Origin of the sequence: Actinotalea ferrariae CF5-4 (genome assembly GCF_000603945.1) — a bacterium.
In the GTDB taxonomy this organism is placed as follows: Bacteria; Actinomycetota; Actinomycetes; order Actinomycetales; family Cellulomonadaceae; genus Actinotalea; species Actinotalea ferrariae.
Genome location: NZ_AXCW01000573.1, coordinates 1 through 598, shown reverse-complemented (window position 1 = coordinate 598; position 598 = coordinate 1). Strand labels below are relative to the sequence as shown.

Below are 598 nucleotides of genomic sequence, written 5' to 3'. Positions count from 1 at the left end.
ATTATAAATATCTTTGTTATTTGAACTTGATCCCTGACTTGAATCAGAACCAGATCCAGAACCAGATCCAGATCCAGATCCAGATCCAGTACCACTTCCAGTTCCTGAAGCAGAAGTTTTATTAATTTCTATATCTGCTTTAGCATCTATCTTAACATTACCACCACCATCATTACCTGTTTTTTTATCAGCTAAACTATCAACTACAGTTTGAGCAGCTGATTCACCTAGCATTCTTCCTGCAGTAACACTAGCCGCTAAACCGGCACCTGCTGCTATTCCAACAGCAGCTTTAGTTAAAGTACTTCCAGGCATGTGATTAAAAGCAGCTTGTCCATACCGATAAGCACCATAAGCAGTAGCAGCATCACCTACAGTCTTAGGTAAATTAATAGCTTTAAATAACATTTTATCATCGAACTCAACACTAGCTTTTATTTTTCCACTACTATTATTCGTATTAGTATTAGTATTAGAATTAGAATTAGAATTATTATCACTAGTATATACTGTATTAATTTGATCTTTTAAATCAGTCACATCCCCTAAAATAACACTATTTCTAAAAAAATCCATATTTAAATAATCCAAATAAACC

1 protein-coding gene is annotated in these 598 nt (G+C 33.8%); it reads right to left on the bottom strand.

Annotated elements, in window-relative coordinates; translation table 11 throughout:
* On the bottom strand, positions 1-598 hold a 598-nt coding region (locus tag N866_RS21840; protein ID WP_425393986.1), incomplete at both ends, for a hypothetical protein.